The organism is Maricaulis sp. ABE4_448 (assembly GCF_056160825.1).
The window spans coordinates 170,951-188,719 of record NZ_JBSWXX010000005.1; the positions used below are offsets into that span (position 1 = coordinate 170,951).

At 65.4% G+C, this 17,769-nt stretch carries 14 protein-coding genes; 8 read left to right on the forward strand and 6 right to left on the reverse strand.

What is annotated here, in order from left to right:
• Window positions 1-47: 47 nt before the first annotated feature.
• The 3 genes from clpA to ACXAJV_RS14575 form a co-directional block, all read right to left on the reverse strand.
• Window positions 48-2,354: an ATP-dependent Clp protease ATP-binding subunit ClpA gene (gene clpA / locus ACXAJV_RS14565; RefSeq protein ID WP_475086159.1), complete on the reverse strand. Its 2,307-nt coding sequence runs from the start codon at window positions 2,352-2,354 to the stop codon at window positions 48-50.
• A gap of 4 nt (window positions 2,355-2,358) precedes the next feature.
• Window positions 2,359-2,688, reverse strand: coding sequence for an ATP-dependent Clp protease adapter ClpS (gene clpS / locus ACXAJV_RS14570; RefSeq protein ID WP_271188218.1), 330 nt, complete (start codon window positions 2,686-2,688; stop codon window positions 2,359-2,361).
• Between the two features lie 411 nt (window positions 2,689-3,099).
• Entirely contained in the window at window positions 3,100-3,768 is a 669-nt protein-coding gene (locus ACXAJV_RS14575; RefSeq protein WP_475086160.1) for a phasin family protein, read from the reverse strand.
• Between the two features lie 158 nt (window positions 3,769-3,926).
• Here ACXAJV_RS14575 and ACXAJV_RS14580 point away from each other — a divergent pair, with 158 nt between their 5' ends.
• The 6 genes from ACXAJV_RS14580 (at window position 3,927) to rpmG (ending at window position 12,600) form a co-directional block, all read left to right on the forward strand.
• On the forward strand, window positions 3,927-5,228 hold the full coding sequence (locus ACXAJV_RS14580) for a D-alanyl-D-alanine carboxypeptidase (protein ID WP_475086161.1): 1,302 nt from the start codon (window positions 3,927-3,929) through the stop codon (window positions 5,226-5,228).
• A gap of 138 nt (window positions 5,229-5,366) precedes the next feature.
• Window positions 5,367-7,991: a type I DNA topoisomerase gene (topA, locus tag ACXAJV_RS14585; protein ID WP_475086162.1), complete on the forward strand. Its 2,625-nt coding sequence runs from the start codon at window positions 5,367-5,369 to the stop codon at window positions 7,989-7,991.
• 5 nt (window positions 7,992-7,996) lie between these two features.
• Window positions 7,997-10,267, forward strand: a complete 2,271-nt coding sequence (gene rnr, locus ACXAJV_RS14590) for a ribonuclease R (RefSeq protein ID WP_475086163.1) — start codon at window positions 7,997-7,999, stop codon at window positions 10,265-10,267.
• Entirely contained in the window at window positions 10,264-10,944 is a 681-nt protein-coding gene (locus ACXAJV_RS14595) for an NUDIX hydrolase (protein ID WP_475086164.1), read from the forward strand. The genes rnr and ACXAJV_RS14595 overlap by 4 nt, the downstream gene beginning before the upstream one ends.
• 196 nt (window positions 10,945-11,140) lie before the next feature.
• Window positions 11,141-12,322, forward strand: a complete 1,182-nt coding sequence (locus tag ACXAJV_RS14600) for an MFS transporter (RefSeq protein WP_475086165.1) — start codon at window positions 11,141-11,143, stop codon at window positions 12,320-12,322.
• Between the two features lie 110 nt (window positions 12,323-12,432).
• Entirely contained in the window at window positions 12,433-12,600 is a 168-nt protein-coding gene (gene rpmG, locus ACXAJV_RS14605) for a 50S ribosomal protein L33 (protein ID WP_271188226.1), read from the forward strand.
• A 110-nt stretch (window positions 12,601-12,710) separates the two neighbouring features.
• Here rpmG and ACXAJV_RS14610 read toward each other — a convergent pair whose 3' ends face one another.
• Together ACXAJV_RS14610 and ACXAJV_RS14615 are read right to left on the reverse strand one after the other, a co-directional pair.
• Window positions 12,711-14,069: a PleD family two-component system response regulator gene (locus ACXAJV_RS14610; RefSeq protein WP_475086166.1), complete on the reverse strand. Its 1,359-nt coding sequence runs from the start codon at window positions 14,067-14,069 to the stop codon at window positions 12,711-12,713.
• A 31-nt stretch (window positions 14,070-14,100) separates the two neighbouring features.
• Window positions 14,101-14,478 carry a response regulator gene (locus tag ACXAJV_RS14615; RefSeq protein ID WP_475086167.1) on the reverse strand — a complete coding sequence of 126 codons (378 nt, stop codon included), beginning with the start codon at window positions 14,476-14,478 and terminating at the stop codon, window positions 14,101-14,103.
• A gap of 181 nt (window positions 14,479-14,659) precedes the next feature.
• Here ACXAJV_RS14615 and ACXAJV_RS14620 point away from each other — a divergent pair, with 181 nt between their 5' ends.
• Together ACXAJV_RS14620 and ACXAJV_RS14625 are read left to right on the forward strand one after the other, a co-directional pair.
• Window positions 14,660-15,553: an ROK family protein gene (locus ACXAJV_RS14620; RefSeq protein ID WP_475086168.1), complete on the forward strand. Its 894-nt coding sequence runs from the start codon at window positions 14,660-14,662 to the stop codon at window positions 15,551-15,553.
• A complete protein-coding gene (locus ACXAJV_RS14625) occupies window positions 15,550-16,833 on the forward strand; it encodes a DNA polymerase IV (RefSeq protein ID WP_475086169.1) in 1,284 nt (427 codons plus the stop codon). Before ACXAJV_RS14620 ends, ACXAJV_RS14625 begins: the two co-directional genes overlap by 4 nt.
• A 9-nt stretch (window positions 16,834-16,842) precedes the next feature.
• On the opposite strand, the gene ACXAJV_RS14630 is transcribed toward ACXAJV_RS14625, so the two are convergent.
• The gene (locus ACXAJV_RS14630; RefSeq protein ID WP_475086170.1) at window positions 16,843-17,706 is read right to left on the reverse strand and encodes an alpha/beta hydrolase family protein; all 864 of its coding nucleotides are present in this window, start codon (window positions 17,704-17,706) and stop codon (window positions 16,843-16,845) included.
• Window positions 17,707-17,769 lie beyond the last annotated feature (63 nt).

Genomic DNA, 17,769 nt, shown 5'->3' on the forward strand with positions numbered 1-17,769 from the left:
AACGGCGCCCCGCGGGGCGCCGTTTCCGTTTCAGCGATGGAGAGGGATCAGACCTCTTCCTTCTTGCTCTTCTTGGCATTGCGCGGCAGCAGCCGGTCGCCGGGCGTGATATGGAAGTCGAGCCGGTCGGCATCGGCCGGGTCGATATCGACCTTCACCAGACCGCCCTTCTTCAGCTCGCCGAACAGGATCTGGTCGGCCAGCGGCTTCTTGATGTGTTCCTGGATAACCCGGGCCAGCGGACGGGCGCCGAAGCGGCTGTCATAGCCGCGCTCGGACAGCCAGGCCGTCGCTTCCGGCGTCAGCTCGAAGGTCACACCGCGATCAATCAGCTGGGCTTCCAGCTGCAGGACGAACTTCTCGACCACGCGGCCGATCGTGTCGCTGGACAGCGGCGCGAACGGAATGACGGCGTCCAGACGGTTGCGGAATTCCGGGGTGAACAGGCGTTCCACCGCGGCATCGGCCTCGTCCGTCTTCTTGCCGGCATTGAAACCGATCGACTCTTTTTGCGCATCGGCAGCGCCCGCATTCGTGGTCATCACCAAGATGACATTGCGGAAGTCCACCTTCTTGCCATTCGAGTCGGTCAGCGTGCCATTGTCCATCACCTGCAGGAGGATGTTGAACAGGTCCGGATGCGCCTTCTCGATCTCGTCGAGCAGCAGCACGGAGTGCGGGTGCTGGTCGACAGCATCGGTCAGGAGACCGCCCTGGTCGAAACCGACATAGCCCGGAGGCGCGCCGATCAGCCGCGAAACGGCGTGACGCTCCATGTATTCGGACATGTCAAACCGGTGCAGCTCGACGCCCATGATATCGGCCAGCTGCTTGGTCACCTCGGTCTTGCCGACGCCCGTGGGGCCGGAGAAGAGGTAGCAGCCGATCGGCTTGTTCGGCTCGCGCAGGCCGGCACGGGACAGCTTGATCGCCGTTGCCAGTTTCTCGATCGCATTGTCCTGACCGAACACGACATGGCTCAGATCGGTCTCGAGATTCTTCAGCGACTGCTCGTCATCCTTGGACACCGTCTTCGGCGGGATGCGGGCCATGGTCGCGACCACGGCTTCGACTTCCTTCACACCGATCGTCTTCTTCCGCTTGGACACGGGCTGCAGGCGCATCTGGGCACCGGCCTCGTCGATCACGTCGATCGCCTTGTCCGGCAGTTTGCGGTCGCCCATGTAGCGCGCCGACAATTCCACCGCCGATTTGAGCGACTCATTGGTGAAGCGCACATCATGGAAGTCCTCGAAATAGGACTTCAGGCCCTGCAGGATCTTGATCGCGTCGGGCACGGACGGTTCGGACACGTCGATCTTCTGGAAGCGCCGCGCCAGGGCCCGGTCCTTCTCGAAGTGCTGACGGTATTCCTTGTAGGTCGTCGAGCCCATGCAGCGCAGGCCGCCGGACTGAAGCGCCGGCTTCAGCAGGTTGGAGGCATCCATGGCGCCGCCGGAGGTCGCACCCGCACCGATCACGGTGTGAATTTCGTCGATGAACAGGACGGCATTGTCCTTGTCCTCGAGCTCCTTGACGACCTGTTTCACGCGCTCCTCGAAATCACCGCGATAGCGGGTGCCTGCCAGCAGCGAGCCCATGTCGAGCGAGTAGATCGTTGCACCGGCGAGCACGTCGGGAACCGCATTCTCGACGATCTTGCGGGCAATGCCTTCGGCGATGGCCGTCTTGCCGACGCCGGGATCGCCGACGAGCAGCGGATTGTTCTTGCGGCGGCGGACCAGGACCTGGATGCAGCGCTCCACCTCGGCGTCGCGGCCGATCAGCGGATCCACCCCGCCCTTGCGCGCCTTGTCATTGAGGTTGACGCAATAAGCGGTCAACGCATCGCCGTCCTTCTGGGCGTCCTCGGCCTCTTCGGTACCGCGCACGGCACGCTCTTCCGTGGCGCCCGGCTTGCGGCCGATACCGTGGGAGATGAAGTTCACCGCGTCGTAGCGCGTCATGTCGCGCTCGGCGAGGAAATAGGCCGCATGGCTCTCGCGTTCGGCAAACAGGGCCACCAGCACATTGGCGCCCGTCACTTCCTCGCGTCCGGCATTCTGGACGTGGATCACGGCGCGCTGGATCACGCGCTGGAAGCCGGCCGTCGGCTTGGCGTCCTCGTCATCATCGACGACCAGTTCGGACAATTCATTGTCGACGTATTCGGTCAGGGTGGCGCGAAGCTCATCCAGATCGACATCGCATGCCTTCATCACGGCGCTGGCGTCCTGATCATCCACGAGCGCGAGGAGAAGGTGCTCCAGGGTGGCAAATTCATGCCCACGCTCATTGGCGTAGCCCAGAGCGCGGTGCAGGCTGTCTTCGAGATCTGAAGAGAATGAGGGCACCACTCTATTCCTTTTCCATTGTGCACTGGAGCGGGTGTTGGGCCCGCCGTGCGGCGTCCATGACCTGGGCTACCTTGGTTTCGGCAACCTCGTACGTGTACACGCCGCACATACCGACCCCGTTCTGATGTACATGCAGCATGATTCTCGCTGCATCCTCGGGCGATTTTCGGAATATCCGGACGAGAACCTCGACCACGAATTCCATCGGCGTGTAATCGTCATTTAGTAAGAGGACACGGTAAAGCGAAGGTTTCTTGGTCGCCGGGCGTGTCTTCGTGGCGAGGCCTGTGCCTTCTTCTTCGCCTGCATCTTCATGATTTCGTTCGGTCATATTATAATCGTACTCGGTTATTCATCGCGGCCCCGAATGCAGTTCGGGGCGTCCGGTGGCACAAGACGCTTAACGCGGCCGGGACCACGCACCGGACGAAAAGATAGCACGGCGGCCAATTTCTTTCTTCCCGTTTCGTCCGCGAGGACATAAGAAGAAGTCCCCTCAATTTACAGGGGAACCACCGGTTCGATATCAGGCCCGGTCGGGGAGGACAGGCCTCCGGCACCCGGAAAACCGGGGTCGAGGCTACAGGGCGCGAACCCGTAGACGCAAGCCATGCCTGGCGTTCCGCCCCAAGAATAACGGCTTTCCAGCCGCTCTATCCACAGGCGGGATGACCCGAAAAAAAATGGGCCCGGTGAAGATCACCGGGCCCAGTCGGGGAGGAAAACTTGATTCGCCGGTGCGTCAGCGCTGGGCTTGCGCGAGCTCCACGGCGGCCGAGACGCGTGCGTTGAGCGGCTTCAGCGTGTCCTTGAAAACGTCCGAGAACAGGTCGGTCGTCTTGTTCAGCTCGGCGAGATAGTTGTCCATCGCCGCCTTGGTGAACTGGGACTGGATCTCGAAGATCTCCTGGACCGACTTCGCCGAAGCGACCGCCTTCGTTGCGGTGACGCTGTCTTCCATGAAAGACTTGGCGTAGGTCACGGCATTGGTATTGGCCGTTTCGAAACCCTTGCCGGCGACCGTAGCGGACGCGATCATCGCGTCGACGGTTTCCTTGTGGAAATTGCTCGCCTCGGTGACGGACTTCAGGGTCTTCTCGAAACCTTCCTTGAGCGCTTCATTGCTCGCGGTGGTCATGCTTTCGATGGTCTGGTTCATAGGATTGTTCGCTTTCGTGCGGGCTGCCGCCTGGGGGGCCGGCTTGGCAGCTTTTGTGACCTTGGCGGGCTTGGATTTCGGCGCCGCCGGCTTGCCGACCGTCTTTTTCGGCGCTGCGGCTTTCGCCGGAGCCGCCTTGGAAGACGCCTTGACCGCTTTCACCGTCTCCGGCGCTGCCTTGGGCGCAGCCGGGGCGTCCGCTTGAACAGCGGAGGCTTTGGTGCCGGTCGTCTGGGTTTTATCGTCGGTCATGTTCAAACTTGTGTTGCAACCGCTCTTCGCAGTCGCAGCAAACATAGCCCGCGCACCCGCTATCGTCAAGGAAATTTTGTGCACCGCACAAAAGCGTCGTAATTCCTGATGAGACGGGCTTAACCTGCTGGAAACGGCCTTGCGAGACAGTGCAGGCCATGGTTACCGCACGCCGCCTCTTTCTGAGCCTTCTGGCCCTCGTCGTCCTGCTGCTGGCCACGCCGGACAACGCCCATGCCGACACGTCGCGCTATGCCGCCTTCGTGGTCGATGAAAACTCGGGCGTCGTGCTGCATTCACGACGTTCGGAAGCCGCGCGGTATCCGGCCTCGCTGACCAAGATGATGACGCTCTACATGCTGTTCGACGCCATCGAACAGGGCGAGATCGGGCTGAACGACCAGATCCGCGTATCCGCCAACGCCGCCAATGCCGTGCCCTCCCGGCTGGGCTTTACGGCCGGTGACACGATCAGTGTGGAAGACGCGATCGGCGCGCTTGTGGTGAAGAGCGCCAATGATGTCGCCATTGCCGTCGGCGAACGCCTGGGCGGCGGCGAGAGCCGGTTCGCCGAGATGATGACGCAGACGGCGCGCGAGCTGGGGCTGGAAAACACGACCTTCCGCAATGCCTCCGGCCTGCCCGACCGGCGCCAGACCACCACGGCCCGCGACATGGCCCGACTGGCTGTCGCCCTGCACCGTGATTTCCCGGATTATTTCGAGTATTTCAACACCGAGCGCTTCCGCTGGAACGGCCGCACCTACCGCAATCACAACACGCTGGTCGGCCGCGTCGAGGGCGTTGACGGTCTCAAGACCGGCTATATCCGCGCCTCCGGTTTCAATGTCGTGGTCTCGGCCGAGCGCGGTGAGCACCGGCTCGTCGCTGTCGTCATGGGCGGGCCCAGTGCCGCCTCCCGCGATGCGCACGCCGAAGAACTGATCGAGGCCGCCTTTGCCACCCTGGAGCAGCGCGAGGATACCCGCCTGTTCGCCGCCCTCTCCTCGCCGCGCATCTCGCCGATGCGTCAGCAGGAGCTGATCGCGATCGATGTTGCCGCGCTTCACCTCGCCGCCCCGACCGAAGTCGGTTCCGGCCAGACCGCCCCGCCGGTCCAGATCGTGCTGGCCGATGAGGACGAGCTGCAGGCGCCTGTGACGCAGCAGGCTGCGCCGGTCTCTGCGGCTACGGCCGAGCCGGACCTCCTGCGCGGCGCCTGGTCGGTGCAGGTCGGTGCGTATAACTCAGCCGATGCCGCGCATCAGCAATTGCAGCGCGTCACCGGCTTCTCGCTGGCGCTCAATGCCGCCCAGCCGGCAGCCCGCGCCGTCGATGTTGCCGGCGACCGCCTGTGGCGGGCCCGTTTCGAGGCCCTGACCGAGACCGAGGCGCGCCGCGCCTGCAGCGATCTCTCCGCCCGCAGCCAGGCCTGTTTCACGGTCGCTCCGGGCCGCTGACCCTCCCCTTTCAACGCCTGTCCTGTGCGGCGGGCTGGAATCTTTGCGTCGGTTGACACAACCTGTCAGCTCGAACACTTTCGCGCGCCTTGGCTGCCGCCCGGCGGCCCACAGCCTCACGTCTGGACGCAAATGCCGATGAATGTCGTCGTCGTAGAATCCCCGGCCAAAGCCAAAACAATCAACAAATACCTCGGGTCGGACTACACGGTTCTGGCGAGTTTCGGCCATGTGCGAGACCTGCCGCCCAAGGATGGTTCGGTGAAGCCGGACGAGGATTTCGCGATGGCCTGGGAGGTCGACACCCAGTCCGCCAAACGCGTCAAGGCGATCGCCGACGCTGTGAAGGAAGCCGACCGCCTGATCCTCGCAACCGACCCGGATCGCGAAGGCGAGGCCATTTCCTGGCACCTGCTGGAAGCGCTGCAGAAGCGCCGCGTGCTGAAGGATGTCACGATCGAGCGTGTGGCCTTCAACGCCATCACCAAACAGGCCGTGCAGGAAGCAATGCGCCATCCGCGCGCCGTCGACATGGAACTGGTGAACGCCTATCTGGCCCGCCGCGCACTGGACTATCTGGTCGGCTTCACCCTGTCGCCGGTGCTGTGGCGCAAACTGCCGGGCTCGCGCTCGGCCGGCCGTGTGCAGTCGGTCGCCCTGCGCCTGATCTGCGACCGCGAGCTGGACATCGAGAAATTCCGCGCCGAGGAATACTGGACCATCGATGCCGATGTGACGGCCGGGTCTGATCCCTTCCGCGCCAAGCTGGTGACGCTGGACGGCAAGAAGCTGCAGAAGCTGTCGATCCAGGATCGCGCCAGCGCCAATGCCGCCGTCGAGGCGATCAAGGCGGCCAGCCTGTCGATCACCGGCGTCGAGGCCAAGCCGGCCAAGCGCAACCCGCCGCCGCCCTTCACCACCTCGACGCTGCAGCAGGAAGCCGCGCGCAAGCTGGGCTTCTCGGCGACCCGCACCATGCAGACCGCCCAGAAGCTCTATGAGGGCGTCAATATCGGCGGCGAGACGACCGGTCTGATCACCTATATGCGGACCGACGGCGTCTCCATGGTGCCCGAGGCGATCAGCCAGGTCCGCGATGTCATCGGCAAGGAGCACGGCTCGCTCTACGTGCCGGCTTCGCCGCGCATGTATGCCACCAAGGCGAAGAACGCCCAGGAGGCGCACGAGGCGATCCGCCCGACCTCCTTTGCCCGCCTGCCCGAGAGCCTCAGTCTCGACCAGGACATGGCGCGCCTCTACCAGCTGATCTGGCGCCGCGCCGTGGCCAGTCAGATGGAAAGCGCGCGCTTCGAGCGCACCACGATCGACATCACCAGCGCCGACGAAAAGACCGGCCTGCGCGCGGTCGGTTCGGTGCTGATGTTCGACGGCTTCCTGACGCTTTACCAGGAAGGCCGCGACGACGAGGAAGACGAAGGCGAGAACCGCCTGCCGAAAGTCCAGCAGGGCTTGGCGGCCGATGTCGCCAAGACCTATGCCGACCAGCACTTCACCCAACCGCCGCCGCGCTTCACCGAAGCCTCGCTGGTCAAGCGGATGGAAGAGCTGGGCATCGGCCGGCCGTCGACCTATGCCTCGACGCTGCAAGTGCTGCGCGACCGCGACTATGTCCGCATGGACAAGAACCGTTTCCACCCGCTCGACAAGGGCCGCGTGGTCACCGCCTTCCTCGAGAATTTCTTCAAGCGCTATGTGGAATACGATTTCACCGCCGCGCTGGAGACCCAGCTGGACAAGGTGTCGGCCGGCGATCTCGACTGGAAACAGCTGCTGCGCGATTTCTGGACCGAGTTCCGGGCCGCCGTCGACGATATCGGCGATCTGCGCATTGGCGCCGTGCTGGATGCGCTGAACGAGGCGCTGGCCCCGCACATCTTCCCGGAAAAGGAAGACGGCAGCGATCCGCGCCTCTGCCCCTCCTGCGGCGAAGGCACGCTGTCACTGCGCCTGGGCAAGTTCGGTGCCTTCCTGGGCTGTTCGAACTATCCGGACTGCAAATTCACCCGCCAGATGGGCGAACAGGATGCCGAACCCGCGATCGAGGGCGATGGCGAGATCTGCATCCACCCGGAGACCGGCAAGCCGGTCGTCATGAAGGACGGGCGTTTCGGCATCTATCTGGAGATGGAGATCGAGGGCGAGGACAAGCCCAAGCGCGCCTCCATTCCCAAGGGCTGGGATCCCAAGGAGCTCACCCCGGACCAGGCGATCAAGCTGATCGACCTGCCGCGCACGGTGGGCGAACACCCCGATGACGGCCAGCCGATCACGGCGGCGATCGGCCGCTATGGTCCCTATGTCCATCACGACAAGACCTATGCCAACCTGCCCACCGTCGATGAAGTCTTCGAGATCGGCCTCAACCGCGCCGTCTCGGTGATCGCCGACAAGCGCGCCAATGGCGGCCGCCGCGGCGCGTCGGCCACGGCTCTGAAGGATCTGGGCGAGCATGACGGCAAGCCGATCAAGATCATGTCCGGCCGCTATGGCCCGTATGTGAAGTACGAGAAGATCAACGCCACCCTGCCCAAGGGCACCGAGCCGGACGATGTGACGCTGGAAGCGGCCATCAAGCTGGTCGAGGAAAAAGCCGCCAAGGGCGGCAAGAAGAAAGCGCCCGCCAAAAAGGCCGCAGCCAAGAAGGCCCCGGCGAAAAAGAAGGCGCCCGCGAAAAAGACGACATCCGCAGCCAAGAAGCCGGCCGCCAAAAAGACCGCCACCAAGAAGACCAAGGCGGAGTAGAGCGGATGACCGGCGACACGCATAACGAAGCCGGTTCCCTGCGCGAGGCGGTGATCGAAGCCATCAAGCTGGGCGAAGGCGCGTTCGGCAAGCGCGAGATCGCGCGGGCGCTCAAGCTCAAGGGCACCGACGCCAAGCGCGATCTGAAGGACGCGCTGACAGCGCTGGAAGCGGATGGCGCCATCAAGCGCACCGCCTCGAAGACCTATGCCCTGGCCGGCGCCCTGCCCTCGGTGACGGTGGTCGAGATCACCGATCGCGACAATGATGGCGAACTGCTGGCCGAACCGGTGCGTCCCGATCGCGATGCCCCGCCGATCCGCCTGGCGCCCGGCGAAGGCGCCGGCGGCAAGGGCGAGCCGGCCCTGGGGATTGGCGACAAGGCGCTGGTGCGCCTCACTCCGGACAATGAGGGCGGCTATGAAGCCCGCCTGATCAAACGTCTGGGCCAGAGCGCCCACAAGCTTCTGTGCGTGCTGCGCAAGCCGAAATCCGGCCCGATGCGCCTCCTGCCCGTCGACCGCCGCTCGCGCCATGAACTCGTGCCGGCCCGCGGCGAGGCGGAGAAGGCCAATGATGGCGACCTCGTCCTGTGCCAGCTGGTCAAGGAGCGCCGTCACGGCCTCAAGACGGCGCAGATCGTGGAAGTCGTCGGCGATGCCAGCGCGCCCGGCGCCGGCAGCCTGATCGCGCTCTATTCGCACGGCGTGCCCCAGGGCTTCTCCGAAGCCGAGCAGCGCGAGGCCGACACGGTCAAGGCCGCCACGATGGCCGGCCGCGAGGATATCCGTAACCTGCCCCTGATCACGATCGACCCGGAAGACGCCAAGGACCATGACGATGCCGTCTGGGCGGCACCGGACGCGGATCCGAAGAATGCCGGCGGCTGGCAGGTCATCGTCGCGATTGCCGACGTGGCCGCCTATGTCACACCCGGCGATGCGCTCGACCGCGGCGCCTTCAAGCGCGGCAATTCGGTCTATCTGCCCGACCGCGTCGTGCCGATGCTGCCGGAACGCCTGTCCAACGATCTGTGCTCGCTGCGCGAGAATGAGGAACGGCCCTGCCTGGCCGTGCGCATGGTTTTCGACAAGCACGGCAATAAGCGCGCCCACCGCTTCCTGCGCGGCTGGATGAAGTCCGCTGCCAAACTGGCCTATCAGGAGGCCCAGGATGCGATCGACGGCAAGGGCGGCGACAAGGCCGGCCCGCTGCTGGACGAGGTCCTCAAACCGCTCTGGGGCGCCTATTTCTCGGTCCGCGAAGCGCGCCAGCGCCGCGAGCCGCTGGAGATCGACGCGCCGGAACGCCGGGTCCGTGTCGGTGAGGACGGCAAGGTCGCCGGCGTGGAGACGCGCGAACGCTTCGATGCCCACAAGCTGATCGAGGAGTTCATGATCCAGGCGAATGTCTGCGCGGCCGAAAGCCTGGAAGACAAGCGCACGCCGCTGATCTACCGCGTCCACCAGGAGCCCTCGAAGGAGAAGATCGACAATCTCGCCGGCTTCCTGCCGACGGTCGGCCTGAAATGGACCCGCGGCGAGCGCGTCGTCACGGGGCGCTTCAACACGCTGCTCGCCCAGACCAAGTCCTCCGAACACTATGAGACGATCAACGAGGTCGTGCTGCGCAGCCAGTCGCAGGCGGTGTACGACACCGAGAACCAGGGCCATTTCGGTCTCAATCTCGACCGCTACGCCCACTTCACCTCGCCGATCCGGCGCTATGCCGACCTCACCGTGCACCGCGCCCTGATCCGCGCCCTCAATCTGGGCCCGGACGGCCAGACCGACGAGGAACGCTCGCGCCTGACCGTGATCGCCGAGGAAATCACCCATTCGGAACGCCGTGCCATGGCGGCCGAACGCGATGCGGTCGACCGTTTCATCGCGCTCTATCTGGCCGACAAGGTCGGCGGCGAATTCGATGGCCGGATTACCGGCGTGACCCGTTTCGGCGCCTTTGTGCGCCTCAACGAGACCGGCGCCGACGGCCTGGTGCCGATCAGCCGGCTCGGCGATGAGCGCTTCGAGCATGACGAGACCGCCCACGCCCTGGTCGGCCTGCAGACCGGCAGCCGCTATCGCCTGGGCATGCCGGTGACGGTGCGGATCGAAGAGGCCCAGCCGGTCACCGGCGGCCTGCTGCTCGACATCCTTACCCCGGCCGAGAAGGGCCCCGTGCCGAAAGGCCGGCGCCGCCAGCATGGCGGCCCGCCCGGCGGGCGGCGTTCCGGCCGTCCCTGGAAACAGGGCCGCAAGGGCAAGCGCAAATGAGCGACGAACGCCGGCGCAGCGATGTTCCGCCGATGCGGCCACGCCTGGCCGCCTCGCTCATCCTGACGCGCGGCCGCGGCGAGCGCGCCGAGGTGCTGATGGGCCGGCGCTCCTCGCGCCATGTCTTCATGCCCAATAAATACGTCTTTCCCGGCGGCCGGGTTGACCGCGCCGACGGCACGGCGCCCTTTGCCCGCGACCTCGACCGCGGCGTGATGGACATCATGCAGCGCTTCCTGCCCGAACGCCGGGCGCGCGCAGCAGCGGCCGCCGCCGTGCGGGAAACCGCCGAGGAGACCGGCCTGCTGATCGCCCGCGAAGGGGCCTGCCGCTCGCGCCACACCAACTGGGCACCCTTCCGCCAGCACGGCGTGGTGCCCGATCTGGCGCCCCTGTCGCTGATCACCCGCGCCATCACGCCGCCGGGGCGCACCCGCCGTTTCGACACCTGGTTCTTCACGGCCGATGCCGCCGCGCTGCATGGCGACCGCCCGCCCAGGCCGAGCTCCGAGCTGGAAGACGTGCAATGGGTGCCGCTCGCCGAGGCCCGCGATCTCGACCTGCCCAGCGTGACGCATTTCGTGCTGGACGAGCTGGTCCGCGTACAACCGCCCCGCCCCGAACCACCCCGCCACATCCGCGACCGCCGCGGCAAAATGTGGGTCGAACCGCTCTAGAAGGCCGCTCCCGCGGCCGCCCCTCATCCGCCCTGCGGGCACCTTCTCCCCGGTGGGGGAGAAGGGGTTACGCACCTCCTCTCCCCGACCGGGGAGAGGACTGAGGTGAGGGGCGCGCGGCAACGCCGCGCAAAACAAAAAATCCGCCCTGCCCCCGACACGAGACGCATCGCGGCGCTTTGGCTATAGCTGCGGCATGACTGCTGCTGCCGAACTCACCGATCTGCGCCGGGGCAATACGCGCTCGCTGATCGCCGCCATCTGCTGTGCCGGCGTGTGCGGGATCGTGTTCGGCCTGTCCATGCCGCTGATCTCGCTGCGCCTGGAATACATGACCGGATCGGGCCTTCTCGTCGGCCTCAACGGTGCCGCCGCCGCCATTTCCACCCTGATCATGGCGCCGCTGGTGCCGCGGGTCATGCAGCTCGCCCCGGCCCGCTTCATCCTGGTCGGGGCGCTGGGCGGAGCGGCGCTGCTGTTTTCGCTCTTTCCGGTCTGGATGACGGTGACCGGCTGGTTTGTGCTGCGCTTTGCCGTGGGCTGCCTGATGACAGTGGTTTTCGTGATTTCCGAAAGCTGGATCAACCAGGTGGTGTCGCAGCAGCGGCGCGCCTTCATGCTCGGCGTCTACGGCACAGCGCTGGCGGGGGGGTTCGGGGTCGGTGGCCTGCTGTTCGCGGCTTTCGATCCGCAGGGCAATACCGGCTTCTACGCGGGCGCCCTGATCTTCCTGGCCGGCATATTGCCGATCAGCCTGCTGCGCGGCCCCCAGGCGGTCGCTCCGGACCGGGACGGGGCATCGCTGAAAGTCATGCTCTCGGCGGCCCGTTCCGCGCCGGCCGCGATCTTCGCAGGCCTCGCCTTCGGCGCTCTGGAAACCCTGATCTTCTCGCTGATGCCGGTCTATAGCGAGCGGATCGGCCTGACCCACGCAATGATCGGCATGGTTATGGTCGCCGCGGCGCTTGGCGCCCTCTCCTTCCAGATCCCCCTGGGCTGGATCGCCGATCGTACCGACCGGCGCGCGACCCTGTTCTGGATCGCCGCAATCGCCACATTCACGCCCCTCGCGGCCGGGATGGCCGGTGCCTCCATCATCCTTCTTCTGCCGATCATCTTCCTGCAGGCCGGCGTTGCCAGCGGCCTCTATTCGGTGGGTTTGTCGCTGCTGGGTGAACGGTTCACCGGCGGTGCGGTGGCCGCAGCCAATGCGAGCTTCGTTTTCGCCTACGGGCTGGGCAGTTTTGCCGGCCCGCCGATTGCCGGCAGCACCATGGATACAATCGGCCCCTGGGGCCTGTTGTGGACGCTGTCCGCTATCTCCGGCAGCTATGTGCTGATGGTCGGACTGCGCAGCGTCATGGACCGGCGCGCCTGACCGCCGAGAACAGTTGACACTGGCGCGCCCATGCGTATGTTCGCGCGCTCCCGCGACGGCATGCGCCGTGGCGCACGTGACATCCGGGACTGCAGACAGGATTTAGAGCCATGGCGAAGCCGACAACCATCAAGATCCGCCTGAACTCGACGGCCGGTACGGGTTACTTCTACGTGACCAAGAAGAACGCCCGCACGATGACCGAGAAGCTCGTGCTGAAGAAGTACGACCCGGTCGCGCGCAAGCACGTCGAATTCAAGGAAGCCAAGATCAAGTAGGACAGGCGCCCGACGCTTTTCCGAACGCATCTTGCGACGACTGACACAGAACGGCCCCGCCGGAGAAATCCGGCGGGGCCGTTCTATTTGGATATCAAACCGGAGTGAGATCAGGCCGCGCTGGCGACCTGGACCTGGTTGCGGCCTTCATGCTTGGCCGTATAGAGCGCCCGGTCGGCGCGGCGCAGCACGGCCTCGACGCCCTCGCCCGGCAGCGCCTGGGCCAGACCGACACTCACCGTAACCGCGATATCCGTGCCGTCCTCGAGCAGGAAGGGCGCATCTGCCACAACGCTGCGCAGGCGCTCGGCGGCGATCCGCGCTTCGGCTAGGCCGGCCGCCGGCATCAGCACCAGAAACTCCTCGCCGCCGTAGCGCGAGGCCAGGTCGAGGGCGCGCATGGCCTTCTGGATCCGCTCGGAAAACCCGCGCAGCACAGTATCGCCGGCTTCGTGGCCGTAGAGATCATTGATCGACTTGAAGTGATCGATATCGGCGATCAGCACCGAAACCGGCGCGCCGCCATTGCCGGCGCTGGCCAGCGCCTGGCGCAGGCGTGAATTGATATAGCGGCGATTGTGCAGCCCGGTCAGCGGGTCGGTCACCGCCATTTCCAGGCTCTGGTCGAGCTGGCTGCGCAGCCGGTCGGCATAGCGCTTGCGGCGCAGCTGGGTGCGCACACGCGCATTCAGCTCGCCCGCATCCACCGGCCGGTGGATGATGTCGTTCACACCCAGATCGAGCGCCCGCACGGCCTGGGCCGTATCGTCCGGGCTGACCACGGTCAGGATCGGCAGCGGACGGGTCGCCGTGTCGGAGCGGACCCGCGCGCACAGGCGCAGCCCGTCGAATTCGGGGTGGGTCAGATCGACAATCAGAAGGTCGATCCCCTTGCGCATCTCGGCCAGGGCCTCGACCGGATCGGTGACCACCTGGGCGCGCACCTGTTCCGGCAGCGCCGAGGCATAGCGGGCGCCGGCCCGCGGGTCAGCGCTGACGATGATAGCGGTGGAAATCTCGGCCGGATCGTCGGCGAAATCGGCCTGCAGCTCGGCAATGGCCGAACTGGTTTCGCGATAGCGCAGCTCGTCGAGCACGGCCTTCAGCCGCAGCAGGCTGCGCACGCGGGCGAACAGCGCGACATCGTCAATCGGCTTGGTCAGGAAATCATCGGCCCCGGCCTCGAGCCCGCGGATCCGGTCCTCGCGCTGGTCCAGCGCCGTGACCATGACGACCGGGATATGCCGGGTGGAATTGTCGGCCTTGAGCCGCTCGCAGGTCTCGTACCCGTCCATGCCGGGCATCATCACATCGAGCAGGATCAGATCGGGTTGTTCAAGACGCGCAGCCTCGATGGCCTCGTAACCATTGGTGGCGGTGCAGACATCGAAATATTCGGCCTGGAGGCGGGCTTCGAGCAGGCGGACATTGGCGGCCTGGTCGTCAACGACGAGGATACGCGCACTCATACCTGTTCGCCCCCAACGCTGACGCCTGTCCCTAGTCCAGGAATTTCCGGACCGTCTCGATGAAGGTTGTCACGGTGATCGGCTTGGACAGATAGGCCTCGCAGCCGCCCTCCCGGATCCGCTCCTCATCGCCCTTCATGGCAAACGCCGTCACGGCCACAACCGGGATCGCCGACAGGGTCTCGTCATCCTTCAGCCACTTGGTGACTTCGAGGCCGGACACTTCCGGCAGCTGGATGTCCATGAGAATCAGATCGGGCGTATGCTCGCGCGCCATCTCGAGCGCCTTGAAGCCGTCCTTGGTCTGCAAGGTCTCGTAGCCATGGGCCTCCAACAGGTCGTTGAAGAGCTTCATGTTGAGCTCATTATCCTCGACGATCAGGACCTTTTTGGGCATGACCTGCAGCATGTCGGCGACGCGCTTCCCGTTTGATGCACTGTTTGTACAGTGCGTGTTTAACCCCGCCTGCATCAAACCCGATCTTCCTTAACCAACCATGAGTCAACGGGTACTTTTCGCCCCCTCCGGAACAAGATAAGAACAAAATGGCGGATTTGAAGACCGGTCTTGTCCACGGGGGGTGCGCGGCATGATACGAATCGGGATCGACCTTGGCGGTACGAAGATCGAGGCTGCCGCCATGAATGCCGCCGGCGATATCCTGGCGCGCGAGCGACGTCCGACACCGGGCAATTATACGACATTGCTGGACACTCTTGTTGCTCTTATCGGGCACCTGGAGAGCAATTATGGGGCTGCCAGGGTGGGGGTTGGTCACCCCGGCTCCATCAGTCCGAAGACCGGCCATATCCGCAACGCCAACTCGCAATGGCTCAATGGCCGCGCCCTGGGCAGCGACCTGGAAGCCCGTCTCGACCGCCCGGTCCGTCTCGCCAATGACGCCGACTGTTTCGCCCTGTCCGAAGCCCGCGACGGTGCTGCAGCCGGTGCCGGCATCGTATTCGGCGTCATCCTGGGAACCGGTACCGGCGGCGGAATCGTGATCGACGGCAAGCTGCTCGACGGTGCCCAGCGGATCGCCGGCGAGTGGGGCCACAATCCCCTGCCCTGGCCTCAGCCGGACGAGTATCCCGGTCCGCAATGCTGGTGCGGCCAGACCGGCTGTCTGGAAACCTGGCTGTCCGGCCCCAGCATCGCACAGGACCATGCCCGCCGCACGGGCTCCACGCTGACAGCCCTCGAGATTGCCCGCTCGCCGGACCCCGCCTGCCGGGACAGCATGGCCCGCCATGCCGACCGGCTGGCCCGGGCGCTGGCCAGCGTCGTCAATCTGATCGACCCGCACGTGATCGTCCTGGGCGGCGGTGTCTCGAACGTCGACGGCCTGGCAGAGACGGTGCAGGAGCGCCTGTCCGCCCATATCTTTTCCGACGTGCTGAAAACGCGCGTCGTCCGCCATCTCCATGGCGACAGTTCCGGCGTGAGGGGGGCGGCCCGGCTGTGGCCGGCCGAGCCGCAATGAACGGCGATCCGGGCTATTGCCGGTCCTGCCTGACACCGCTGCCGGACGGTGCCGGCGACGCCTGTCCCGCCTGCGGATCCCACAAGCTGCTGCGCCACCGCGAACTCAACACGCTGTCGATCGCCCATATCGATTGCGACGCCTTCTTTGCCGCCATCGAGAAACGCGACAATCCGGCGCTGGAAGAATTGCCGGTCATTATCGGTGGCGGCCAGCGCGGCGTGGTCTCGACCTGCTGCTATGTCGCGCGCCTCTATGGCGTGCACTCGGCCATGCCGATGTTCAAGGCCCTGAAAGCCTGCCCCGACGCTGTGGTGATCAAGCCCGAGCACGGCAAGTATGCCGCCGAAGGGCGCCGTATCCGCGAGATGATGCAGGACGTCACCCCGCTGGTCGAACCCTTGTCGATCGACGAGGCCTTTCTCGACCTGACCGGCACGACACGGCTGCACGGCGCGCCGCCGGCCCAGACGCTTCTGCGCCTGCAGCGCCGTATCCGTGAAACCGTCGGCATCACCGTCTCCGTCGGCCTGTCCTTCAACAAATTCCTGGCCAAGACCGCGTCCGACCTCGACAAGCCGCACGGCTTTGCCGTGATCGGCGAAAGCGATGCGCAAGCATTCCTGGAGAAACAACCCGTTCGGGCCATCTACGGCGTCGGTCCGGCCTTTGCCGCGAAGCTCGAGCGCGACGGCATCCGCACACTGGCCGATATCAGCCGGCATGGCGACAAGGAGATGGCGCGGCGCTATGGCGAGACGGGCTTCCATCTGGCACGCCTCGCCCGCGGCGAGGACACCCGCCGGGTCAAGCCGGACCGCGACCGCAAGAGCGTGTCGAGCGAGACCACGTTCAATGCCGATCATGACGACCGGGAGACGCTAGAAAAACAGCTCTGGCGCCTGTGCGTCCGCGTGTCAGACCAGATGAAGGCACAGACGATTTCCGGCTCGGTGGTAACGTTGAAACTCAAGACGTCCGGCTTCAAGACCCGGACGCGACGGCGCACCCTGTCCGAGCCCAGCCAACTGGCCGACACGCTGTTCCGGGTCGGAAAGGAATTGCTGGCACCGGAGATTGACGGCACGCGCTACCGGCTGATCGGGATCGGTTTTTCCGGCCTTCAGCCCGCCGTTGCCGACAGCGGCGACCTTCTCGATCCCAATGCCATCCGCCGCGCAACGGCCGAGCGCGCGATCGACAAGGCCCGCGCAAAATTCGGCGGCGATGCCGTCGTCAAGGGCATCGCCTTCCGCGCCAAGCCGAAGCGGGAGCGCTAGAACCGGTCATCAAGCCACCGTGTCGAACCAGTCGTACGGCATCGGCCAGAAGGCCTCGGCACCGCGCCGGAAGGCACCGGAATGCCCGACCCGCCCGGCGCCGATATCCTTGGGGGCAAGGGTGACGAGTTCGGTAGGTGCAGCGGAGTAAAGATCGAGAATGTCCTGCGCGGCGCCTGCCGTCGCAATCGGATCGTCGGTAAACTGGTAGGAGCGGATCGGAGCCTCGACCGCGCCGAAACCGTGTTCCCCGATCGCGTCGAAATCATCGCCCAGATAGCCCGGTCTGGATGCCCAGCGCCGCCATTGCAGAAACACATCCCGCGGCAGCGCCGTGCCGCCCCACAAGCCACCCGGCGGGATATATCCTTTCAGGGCGAGGCAAGCCGGGCCATAGGCGAACCAGAAGAACAGGACCTGCGGCCGGTAATAGGCCAGATGCCGCCCCCAATGCCCCGATCCGACACAGATGAAGGCATGCGCACGCGCCTTCGCCGCATTGCCGGCCAGACCGACCAGGTGCCCGCCCACCGAATGGCCCAGCGTGAAGAGCGGCTGGCCGGGCGCCAGCGCCTCAGCCCGGTCGAGCGCGGCAGGAAAATCGAGCCGGCCCCAGTCGACGATATTCGCCGTGGAGCCACGCATCCGCGCCGGTGCCGACCCCGCAATGCCGCGATAATCGTAGAGCAGGCAGGCATAGCCCCGCTCGGCACCGGCCAAGGCAATCCGGCGGTAGAAACCCTTGGGAAAGCCGGTCCCTGAAGAGATCAGCACGGCCGCCCGCGGCTGTTCGGGCGCGATAATCCGGCCCGACAGCGAATAGCCGTCACGCGCATCGAATCGGATTTCGTCTTCACGGATCATCGTCGTCATATGCGCACTGTGCCGGATGACGTACGCGTCAAGTCAAGCAGGCAGATTGCATGGGGCCGATAC